Genomic DNA, 10,110 nt, shown 5'->3' on the forward strand with positions numbered 1-10,110 from the left:
CAAAACGAAAAAGGTACAATATGAATCATTTTTCTCCTGCGCAACAGCGCAACGCGTTAGCACTTCTCGTTTTATTTCACTTGGTCATCATTGCCTCAAGTAACTATTTGGTACAACTGCCTTTTACCGTATTTGGTTTTCATACCACATGGGGTGCATTTACCTTTCCGTTTATTTTCTTGGCAACGGATCTCACGGTTCGCATTTTTGGTGCAAAAATGGCAAGAAAAATCATCTTCTTGGTCATGCTCCCAGCTCTACTGGTCTCTTACGGGCTATCAGTACTGTTTTTTGAAGGACAGTTTCAAGGCTTCCTACATTTAGGTGAGTTCAATCTGTTTGTGGCTCGTATTGCAGCTGCTAGCTTTATGGCTTACTTGCTGGGACAGATTTTGGATGTACATGTCTTCAACCGATTGCGTCAAATGAAAAAATGGTGGGTAGCACCGACGTGTTCGACGTTGTTTGGTAATGCGCTAGACACACTTGCGTTCTTTGCTATCGCGTTTTACCAAAGCCCTGATCCATTTATGGCAGAGCATTGGACTGAGATTGCATTAGTTGATTATGGCTTCAAGCTTGTGATCAGTTTAGGGCTATTTGTTCCGATGTATGGGGTATTGCTGAATTACTTAGTGAAGAAACTTACCGCAAGTAATGGTGAGTTTAAAATAACGGGTGTGAAAGCATAGGACGTTTAAAAGAGATAAAAAAACCGAACGCATGTTCGGTTTTTTTTGGTTCAAATAAAGCGCTTAAACGGCATTGATGGTTAACGGCCAGCCCAAGTCAGATTGACGATTCGATTCGATCTCCAACTCTGCAGCGGTAAGAGGGTTGTTATCGAGCCACTGCTTATCTAACGTCAAAATCAAATTATCATCTTGGCTGGTCAGAGAGACATTTGGTTGTAGGCTGCTTTGTCTTCTGTGCGTAATGATCACCGCAAGGCGCAGTAAGCGCAGTGTACGTGTCGCACTTTGTGCTGAGACCGCATGTTGCGGTGGCAGTGGACTCAATTGATCTTTGTAGCGTCGTACAACCTCGGCCAAAAAGTGCTTTTGAGCACGGGTAAAACCCGGGAGATCGATATTTTGAAGTAGATAAGCACCATGCTCACCTGCTTTCTTAAAATCAAAGGTGAGTCCTACTTCATGCAGTTTCGCTGCGGTTGTTAACAGTGTTTCACCATGGGGTTCATGGATGCAAGTCGTTCCGCCACAGGCGCTCAGCAATTGGCTTGCCGTTGTTGCGACTTGCTCACCATAGCTGACATCGAGTTGACAACGTGATTGTAGGCTACCGATCGTTCGCGCTCGGATGTCATCTTGCTGAAGCTCAGAGACCATGTCGTAAACCATCCCTTCGCGTAATGCGCCGCCCGCAAGCGTCATGTAATCGAGATTTAATAGCTCGAATACGGCGATGAGAATCGATAAACCACTCGGGAAGACAAGTGCTCGTTCAAGCGTCAATCCCTCGATATCAAGCTCTTCTAAGTGATCGGCTTGCATTGCCTGTTTTTGGAGGCGTTTGAGTTTCGCATGCGTGATAACTTCGTCCATACCCTGTGCGAGCATGATCTCTTGCAGTGCTTGTACTGTCCCACTCGCACCAACACAAGTATCCCAACCAAGTTCTTGGTATTGCTTGAGTATTGGTGCCAAGGTGTCCTTGGCTGCGTTGATGGCGCAGTCAAAGTTTTTCTTGTTTAATTGGCGGTCTTTGAAGTGACGCTCAAGCCATGTCACACAGCCCATTTTTAAGCTGGTTAATGCCTTAGGCTCAAACCCTTCACCGATAATTAACTCGGTACTTGCACCGCCAATATCCACGACTAATCTACGGCCAGTGCCACCAGAGGTATGGGCAACCCCTTTATAAATTGTCGCCGCTTCTTCTTCACCTGAAATCACTTGGATTGGATAGCCAAGAATTTCGTTTGCTTTATCGAGAAAGATATCCACATTTGTGGCGGTTCTCAACGTAGCGGTTCCCACAATACGGATATTGTCTTGAGGAATATCTTGTAGTCTCTCAGCAAAGAGACTTAAACAATCCCATCCGCGCTGCATGGCTTCAGGGCTTAATGCCATAGTGCTATTCAAACCAGCGGCAAGGCGAACCTTACGCTTTATCTTGGCCATGGTTTGAATGCTCCCGTCAACATGTCGAACCACCAACATGTGAAAGCTGTTCGAACCTAAATCAATCGCGGCATACAAGGGTGAAGAGTTAACTGCTTGACTCATAAAATGTGGCTACTTCCTTTTAAGAGCGTGGTGCTCTTGGTCTTCTTTGTGGTTTACGATTTGACTGTCTAGGGCCGCCCGTATTGGTACGACGTTGGCCTGAGTTACGAGGTCTCATCGTTGTCAAAGGAGCCGGTAGGTCGGTCAATAATGCCGTTGAGTCATAATCCGATACTGGGATTGAGTGCTCAATGTATTCTTCAATACCTGGCAAGTTGATCGCATAGTCTTCACAAGCAAAGCTGATTGAGTGTCCACTCGCACCAGCACGACCAGTACGACCAATGCGGTGTACGTAATCTTCGCAATCGTCAGGGAGGTCAAAGTTAAACACGTGTGTGACTTGAGGAATGTGTAATCCACGCGCAGCAACATCGGTTGCCACAAGGATGTCAACGTCACCTTGGGTAAATTGTTCCAAGATTTTTTCACGTTTCTTTTGTGGTACATCGCCAGTCAATAGGCCAACACGGTGACCGTCGGCTGCGAGATGTCCCCAAACTTTGTCACATTTGTGCTTAGTGTTGGCGAAGATAATGGCACGATCTGGCCAATCGTTTTCAATCAGCGTCTGTAATAGAGTCATTTTCTCTGAGTTAGACGGATAGAAAAGCTCTTCTTGAATGCGGTGTCCGGTCTTTTGTTCAGGTTCAACAACGACATGCTCAGGGTTGTGCATATGTTCAAAAGCAAGCTCTTGTACTCGGTAAGACAAGGTTGCAGAAAACAACATGTTCAAACGATCTTTTGGCTCAGGCATGCGACGGAACAAGAAGCGAATATCTTTAATAAAGCCTAAATCAAACATGCGGTCAGCTTCATCAAGAACGACGGCTTGGATATTGTTTAGGTTGAAAACACGCTGCTTGTAGAAATCGATGATACGACCACAGGTACCGATTAGGATATCGACACCTTGTTCAAACTGAGCTAGTTGCTTGTCGTAGCTATCGCCACCGTAAGCGAGTGCTGTCTTTAGTCCTGTGCTCTCGATAAGTGGTTTAGCATCGTTATGGATCTGGATGGCTAATTCACGAGTCGGGGCCATGATAATTGCACGCGGTTGGTTAGGCGTACGACCATCATTTTCAGGAGTGATGAGTAAGTGGTTAAAGGTAGCAGCAAGAAACGCGAGCGTTTTCCCAGTCCCTGTTTGGGCCTGGCCTGCAATATCTTGGCCGGTGAGCAGTACCGGCAACGCCAAGGCTTGGATAGGGGTACAGAATTCGAACCCTTTTTTTTCCAGTCCTTCAATGATTTGCGGTTGTAAATCCAAATCGGCGAATTTTTGCTCTGTGATATGCGTCTTTTTCATCGGCACAGAATATCAGCTTAAGCTTGCAATACGAAGTTAAATACTTTCCAATAGGAGAACTAATTGTTGGTGATTATCTCATCAACACGAAAAATATCGGAGTGAAAGATGAGTGAAAAGATTTTGCAGCTGACTGATGACGGTTTTGAAACTGACGTGATTAATGCTGCAGGCCCGGTTCTTGTTGACTTCTGGGCAGAATGGTGTGGTCCTTGTAAAATGATTGCTCCTATCCTGGATGAGATCTCAACAGAATACGAAGGCAAGCTCACTATCGGTAAACTTAATATTGATCAGAATGCGGGTACGCCACCAAAATTCGGTATTCGTGGTATTCCGACACTGCTTTTATTTAAAGATGGTGCGGTTGCTGCAACGAAAGTTGGTGCACTTTCAAAAACACAATTAAAAGAGTTTTTGGACGCAAATCTATAATGATAAGTAACGAAAACCGTGTATCTTAACAAATACACGGTTTTGTTTTTCCCAAAGCTAGACTAGAATAAGTTTTAGTGCTAATTTATCGCACGTTAATTAAACAAACGTTCACTTCTTGGTCGTTCCTGAGACCAAATCCATCTTACATAAGAAAATAGATCCTATTTTGACTAAACAAACATCCACCACAATGAATTTAACAGAATTAAAGAACAGACCTGTTTCTGAGCTCGTCAAGCTTGGCGAATCATTAGGCCTAGAGAACTTGGCTCGTCTGCGTAAGCAAGACATTATTTTCGCCACCTTAAAAGCGCATGCGAAAAGTGGTGAAGATATCTTTGGCGACGGGGTTCTAGAAATTCTTCAAGACGGGTTTGGCTTCCTGCGTAGCGCAGACAGCTCGTATCTAGCTGGTCCCGATGACATTTATGTCTCTCCGAGTCAGATTCGCCGTTTTAACCTGCGTACTGGTGATTCTATCGCCGGGAAAATTCGTCCACCAAAAGACGGTGAGCGTTATTTCGCATTGTTGAAAGTTAACACGGTTAACCACGACAAGCCGGATAATGCACGTAATAAAATCTTGTTCGAGAACCTCACTCCTCTGCACGCTAACGAGCGCATGGTTATGGAGCGTGGTAACGGTGCAACAGAAGATATTACGGCACGAATTCTCGATCTAGCTTCTCCAATCGGTAAAGGCCAGCGTGGTCTTATTGTTGCTCCGCCAAAAGCGGGTAAAACAATGTTGCTGCAAAATATTGCACAAAGCATCGCGCACAACCATCCAGATTGTGAGTTGATGGTTTTACTTATCGATGAGCGTCCAGAAGAAGTGACCGAGATGCAACGCCTTGTAAAAGGTGAAGTGGTCGCGTCAACCTTTGACGAACCAGCATCACGCCACGTGCAAGTGGCTGAGATGGTAATCGAAAAAGCAAAACGCTTGGTTGAACATAAGAAAGATGTCGTTATCTTACTGGATTCAATTACTCGTTTGGCTCGTGCTTATAACACCGTTGTACCGTCATCAGGCAAAGTACTGACCGGTGGTGTAGACGCGAACGCTCTGCATCGTCCAAAACGTTTCTTTGGTGCTGCTCGTAATGTTGAAGAAGGTGGTAGCTTGACTATCATCGCGACAGCGTTGGTTGATACAGGCTCTAAGATGGACGAAGTTATCTACGAAGAGTTTAAGGGTACAGGTAATATGGAACTGCACCTTAACCGTAAGATTGCAGAAAAGCGCATCTTCCCTGCGATTGATTTCAATCGTTCAGGTACTCGTCGTGAAGAGTTGTTAACGAAGCCTGATGAGCTTCAGAAGATGTGGATTTTGCGTAAAATCGTCCACCCAATGGGTGAAGCGGATGCAATGGAATTCCTCATTGATAAGCTTGCGATGACCAAAACGAACAACGAATTCTTTGATGCAATGCGCCGTCAATAACGGATAGCATTTCTCAAATTTAAAACGCCACCCAGCAAGGGTGGCGTTTTTGTTTGCACTTCCTCCTTTTCAGGCGCACACTTAACAAAGTGTTAACAGGAGGTTGAAATGCTACAAGGATGGTTAGCGTCGTTTCTCCTGAGTCTTGCAGTCTTGGTTGTGCCATCTGCAATGGCGTCTAAGGAAATGACAAGAGAAGAGGTCAATTACTGGCTTAACAGTACTCAAATCCAACTGAAAGTATCTGAGTACATTGATTTGGTCGAAAGGGATGAGGTGGATAGCCTTAGGTTTTCCTTGAATCGTCTCGCGTTGCCACAGCAAGAGGTGGCCCGTTTCTTACTGCTTCAAGATATTGAATACCGTAACACGATACTCACTTCAAAAATGGCGATCTTCGTTAAAAGCCAAAAGTCACTACCGTCTATCTATACCGTTTTGGAAAGAGGAGAAGGGTATGAATTTTCGGTGCCAGCTTTTAATTATCCGGCAATTTCAGCACGACTCATCAAACAATGGAACAGTGACCAAAAGACGCTAGATTTCATCTTGCTTGCAGAGAGTGGTCAACTGAGTTTAAGAGAGTGGTTATCTGAGGGGAGTGATTATGATCGCCAAAGCCGAGAAAACATACTTGTTAGTGAGTTTGATAGTTTGTCACCGCAAGGCAGTCATTTTCTCATTGGTCAGCTGACGAATACTAAAGTCACGGAATGGCTTCCTTCGACTCAAGTTTTGGTAAGGATGGCTCAGGTTAGTGAAGATGAGCAACTCTATCAATTATTGTGGAAAATGAGAGCCGATCACAACAGTCAAGCTGAATTAGAGCGCTTAGCGGATGTACAGAGTGTCTTTGCACAGCAACAAATGATGCAGGCGGCGATGAACCCAAGCTTAAAACAGCAGGCGTTATCAGAGTTGGCACAAATTAACCCACTGCCAGATGAAGTGAAACAATTCCTCGTCTCTCGAATGACCTTGTCCGATGATGCTTCTTTTGTCGCGAAGCAATTGGCACAAAATGGCCATAGCGGTTGGGTTAGAGATGTCGTTTCTACCAACAATGATGTAAAAGCGAGTTTGATACTTCGAGCCTTGTCTAATTAGGTAAACTGAGTGGATGGATATCATCCTTTTTGCCGCAAACTTCGCCTACTGGCGAAGTTTGCGTATATAATGCCTGCATCTTTCAAGGCGATGTATACCCTATGAATTTTAAGGATTTGCGAGATTTTATCGATCACTTAGAGAGTAAGCAGCTATTAAAGCGTATTACTCATGCTGTCGATCCACATTATGAAATGACCGAAATCAGTGATCGTACTCTACGTGCTGGTGGGCCCGCATTACTGTTTGAAAACCCTATTGGCTACGACATGCCTGTCTTGACGAACCTATTCGGCACATCGGAGCGTGTCGCTATTGGGATGGGTCGACAAGATGTCTCTGAGCTGCGTGAAGTTGGTAAATTGTTAGCCTATTTAAAAGAGCCAGAGCCGCCGAAGGGATTTAAAGATGCCCTTGATAAGCTGCCAGTATTCCGACAAGTCTTGAATATGCCAGTCAAGCGACTAAAAAAAGCGGCTTGTCAGCAGGTAGTATGGGAAGGTGATCAGGTTGACCTTGATAAGGTCCCAGTGATGAGTTGTTGGGCTGACGATGTTGCGCCGCTATTAACATGGGGCCTGACCGTGACCAAAGGGCCGAATAAAAATAGACAAAATCTCGGTATCTATCGTCAACAAAAGCTAAGTAAGAATAAAGTGATCATGCGTTGGCTCGCTCATCGTGGAGGCGCACTTGATCTCAGAGATTGGATGGAAACACACCCAGGTAAGCCATTTCCTGTTTCTGTCGCATTTGGTGCCGACCCCGCTACGATTTTAGGTGCCGTAACACCAGTACCAGATACATTATCTGAGTATGCTTTTGCAGGGTTATTAAGAGGCGAAAAGACGGAAGTTGTAAAATCCATCAGTAATGACCTTGAGGTGCCAGCCAGTGCTGAGATCGTCTTAGAAGGGTACATAGACCCGGCAGAATTTGCTGATGAAGGCCCTTACGGTGATCATACAGGGTATTACAATGAAGTCGAAAAGCATCATGTCTTTACGATCACTCATGTGACAATGAGAAACGACCCGATTTATCACAGTACCTATACAGGGCGTCCACCCGATGAGCCTGCGGTATTAGGTGTTGCGCTCAATGAGGTGTTTGTTCCGATCCTACAAAAGCAGTTTCCAGAAATTGTCGATTTTTATCTACCACCGGAAGGATGCTCTTATCGGATGGCGGTAGTGACGATGAAGAAGCAGTATCCAGGGCATGCCAAGCGCGTCATGATGGGAGTGTGGTCTTTTTTACGCCAGTTTATGTACACCAAGTTTGTGATTGTGTGTGATGAAAGTGTGAATGCAAGAGACTGGGATGACGTCGTTCAGGCGATGAATAGCAACACGGAACCGTCCAACGACACATTGTTGATCGATACAACACCGATAGACTCTTTAGACTTTGCTTCTCCAGTGGTAGGGCTGGGTTCAAAAATGGGGCTCGATGCTACCGTTAAATGGGAAGCTGAGTTGGCTATGAGAACGGTTAAAGTTAATGACACCAGCACCTATGTACAAATGTCCCAAAGTAATCTGGCAGATGTTATCGAGGAAGTGAAATTACAACTTCCAGAAATACGCGACTTTTATATAGCACCAGGCCAGGGGGAAAGCCGTATGGCGATGGTGGCAATTGAGAAGCAGTCATCGGGGCAAGCTGTCATTGTCATGGACAGGATATGGGACATTGTGCAGCCTCATCTGAATATAAAGTTTCTTATTGCATGCGATGAGGATGTCAACGTACGTGATTGGAATGATGTCATTTGGGCGATCACCACCAGAATGGACCCTTCTAGAGATACGATGATGTTGGATAGTCATGGTTCAAGAGCTGGCTTAGATGCCACCAACAAAATAGGGAAAGAAACGCTGCGAGAGTGGGGTGTGCCAATTAAGAAAGATCCATTAGTCGTAGAGAAAATTGACCAGATATGGGATGAATTAGACATCCTATGAGTCATAAAGTAACACTGCTACCGCAGAAGCTAGAGTTTATCGTTCCTAATGGACAAACGGTGTTAGACGCAGCGCTCAACCAAAATATAGCGTTCCCACATCGTTGCAAAGTAGGGGCTTGTGCTTCATGCCTATGCCGTATTCGAACTGGGCTGGTTCATTATGAACTTGAGCCTATGCTAACTGAAAAAGAAAAACAGCAAGGCTGGATGTTTTCATGCCTTGCTCACGCTGAAAGCGATCTTGTGATTACTTTTAGTGAAGAATAAAAGAGAAAAAAAATGACAATTAAATTTAAAGTAAAGTCCATAGAACCATTAGCCTCAAATACTTATCAAATCCTATTGCACCCGGAGCACCCTGTTAGCTTTAAAGCTGGACAGTACTTAATGGTTGAGATGGGCGAGTCAGATAAACGTCCATTTTCCATCGCAAGCAGCCCTTGTCGTCATGAAGGCGAGGTCGAACTACACATCGGTGCTGCTGAACATAATGCATATGCGCTTGAAGTCGTTGACGCGATGAAAGCGGCATTAGAAAGCGGCGCTGATATTAACATCGATGCACCACATGGTGATGCTTGGATTCGAGAAGACAGTCAGCGTCCAATATTATTAATTGCTGGTGGCACGGGTTTTAGCTATGTTCGTTCTATTTTGGATCATTGTATAAGCCAAAATATAGTGCAGCCTATTTATCTGTACTGGGGAGGCCGTGATGAGAACCAGCTATATGCAAAAGAAGAATTACTAGCAATAGAAGAACAGCATAAGCATATCCAATTTATTCCAGTTATTGAAAATGCGGATCCACAGTGGGATGGTAAACGTGGAAATGTTTTACAAGCGGTTGGTGATGACTTTGAGTCATTAGCCGATTTTGATATTTATATTGCAGGTCGCTTTGAAATGGCAGGGGCTGCACGTGAACAGTTTACTCAAAATAAACAGGTGACCCCTGAGCATATGTACTCAGACGCGTACGCATTTATATAAATCTTAGTAAAACAGGCCGAAAAGGAGAGTTTTTATACTCTCCTTTTGTTTTTCTGCTGTTCTTTTCACCAAACAAACGTTTTTTCGAAAAAAAATCAATTTAGGGGTTGCGTACCAGTTCAATCTGCCTATAATGCGCCACTCCAGACGGGAAGGCAGCAAAGCAAGAGCCAGACTGGCCTGGAAGGGAATGAGCCAAATCGAAATAGTTTGAAAAAGTGTTTGACACGACAAGTTATTTAGATAAAATGGCCGCCCACTTCGACAGAGAGCTGAAAGGCTTAAAAACGAAAGTTTACTCATCGAAGTTATGTTCTTTAACAATTTAGCCTATATCAATCTGTGTGGACACTTGTTGATGATAATCATTATGTTTGCTTCTGCTGCAAAGTAGAAACGAACAACTTCTTCGGAAGTAAAATGGTTTTCAATGAACACGTGACCTAAGGGTAGTAAGCTCGCTTACTGTCACACAGTCAACAATCATTATCGTTCTGTTGGAACGATAATAGCTTTAAAATTACTTCTTACTTTTTAAGTAAGGGACAGTTTTGAAGTCAGTATTCATTGAGCCGACAAAATCTTA

General features: G+C 44.3%; 9 protein-coding genes. 7 read left to right on the forward strand and 2 right to left on the reverse strand.

Going from position 1 to position 10,110, the window contains the following annotated elements:
- Nucleotides 1-20 precede the first annotated feature (20 nt).
- The gene (locus ACE1OE_RS23575) at nucleotides 21-692 is read left to right on the forward strand and encodes a 7-cyano-7-deazaguanine/7-aminomethyl-7-deazaguanine transporter (protein WP_102469972.1); all 672 of its coding nucleotides are present in this window, start codon (nucleotides 21-23) and stop codon (nucleotides 690-692) included.
- A 63-nt stretch (nucleotides 693-755) separates the two neighbouring features.
- On the opposite strand, the gene gppA is transcribed toward ACE1OE_RS23575, so the two are convergent.
- Nucleotides 756-2,252 (reverse strand): guanosine-5'-triphosphate,3'-diphosphate diphosphatase, encoded by a 1,497-nt coding sequence (gene gppA / locus ACE1OE_RS23580; RefSeq protein ID WP_449212433.1) that lies wholly within the window; start codon nucleotides 2,250-2,252, stop codon nucleotides 756-758.
- Between the two features lie 19 nt (nucleotides 2,253-2,271).
- Nucleotides 2,272-3,567: an ATP-dependent RNA helicase RhlB gene (gene rhlB, locus ACE1OE_RS23585; RefSeq protein ID WP_102469970.1), complete on the reverse strand. Its 1,296-nt coding sequence runs from the start codon at nucleotides 3,565-3,567 to the stop codon at nucleotides 2,272-2,274.
- Nucleotides 3,568-3,675: 108 nt separating this feature from the next.
- Between rhlB and trxA the strand changes: the two genes are divergently transcribed.
- The 6 genes from trxA to fre all read left to right on the forward strand — a co-directional run bounded on the left by trxA (nucleotide 3,676) and on the right by fre (nucleotide 9,524).
- A complete protein-coding gene (gene trxA / locus ACE1OE_RS23590) occupies nucleotides 3,676-4,002 on the forward strand; it encodes a thioredoxin TrxA (RefSeq protein ID WP_102469969.1) in 327 nt (108 codons plus the stop codon).
- 193 nt (nucleotides 4,003-4,195) lie between these two features.
- On the forward strand, nucleotides 4,196-5,455 hold the full coding sequence (rho, locus tag ACE1OE_RS23595) for a transcription termination factor Rho (RefSeq protein ID WP_102469968.1): 1,260 nt from the start codon (nucleotides 4,196-4,198) through the stop codon (nucleotides 5,453-5,455).
- A gap of 108 nt (nucleotides 5,456-5,563) precedes the next feature.
- Nucleotides 5,564-6,562: a hypothetical protein gene (locus ACE1OE_RS23600; protein WP_449212434.1), complete on the forward strand. Its 999-nt coding sequence runs from the start codon at nucleotides 5,564-5,566 to the stop codon at nucleotides 6,560-6,562.
- A gap of 101 nt (nucleotides 6,563-6,663) precedes the next feature.
- Nucleotides 6,664-8,529, forward strand: a complete 1,866-nt coding sequence (gene ubiD, locus ACE1OE_RS23605) for a 4-hydroxy-3-polyprenylbenzoate decarboxylase (RefSeq protein WP_449212435.1) — start codon at nucleotides 6,664-6,666, stop codon at nucleotides 8,527-8,529.
- Nucleotides 8,526-8,798, forward strand: coding sequence for a 2Fe-2S iron-sulfur cluster-binding protein (locus ACE1OE_RS23610; protein ID WP_102469965.1), 273 nt, complete (start codon nucleotides 8,526-8,528; stop codon nucleotides 8,796-8,798). The genes ubiD and ACE1OE_RS23610 overlap by 4 nt, the downstream gene beginning before the upstream one ends.
- A 12-nt stretch (nucleotides 8,799-8,810) precedes the next feature.
- A complete protein-coding gene (gene fre, locus ACE1OE_RS23615) occupies nucleotides 8,811-9,524 on the forward strand; it encodes an NAD(P)H-flavin reductase (protein ID WP_372061669.1) in 714 nt (237 codons plus the stop codon).
- Nucleotides 9,525-10,110: the final 586 nt, after the last annotated feature.

The sequence above is a fragment of the Vibrio sp. E150_011 genome, assembly GCF_053544015.1.